Raw genomic sequence first — 254 nt, 5'->3', positions numbered from 1 at the left:
ATGACCTTCGACGATTACGACTTCAACGAGCTGGTGGAGCGCATCGACACGACGCCCTTCTTCATGAGCTGGCAACTGGCCGGCAAGTACCCGAAGATCATCAAACCCGGCTGCCGGGGGGCCACAGGGGTATGCGTAGCCCAGTCGGTGCGGAAGCGCCGCTTGCGAGCCTGGGTGTAGTCCAGGTCGGCGGCTTTGGGACGACGATTGGCGTTGCGCTCGCGGACCTTTTCGTACTCTTCACGAATCTCGGC

At 61.8% G+C, this 254-nt stretch carries 1 protein-coding gene; it reads left to right on the top strand.

Annotation, left to right across the window (positions count from 1 at the left end; genetic code table 11):
* Positions 1–180: a vitamin B12 dependent-methionine synthase activation domain-containing protein gene (locus tag V0R37_RS22755; RefSeq protein ID WP_420376640.1), complete on the top strand. Its 180-nt coding sequence runs from the start codon at positions 1–3 to the stop codon at positions 178–180.
* Positions 181–254 lie beyond the last annotated feature (74 nt).

This window comes from Pollutimonas rozaliensis (genome assembly GCF_048751585.1).
In the GTDB taxonomy this organism is placed as follows: Bacteria; Pseudomonadota; Gammaproteobacteria; order Burkholderiales; family Burkholderiaceae_B.
This window is presented reverse-complemented; position numbering and strand designations above follow the sequence as displayed.

What these genes read in the sequence shown, in the direction of transcription:
- V0R37_RS22755 (WP_420376640.1), top strand. Translation starts at nt 1, where the DNA reads ATGACCTTCGACGATTACGACTTCAACGAGCTGGTGGAGCGCATCGAC.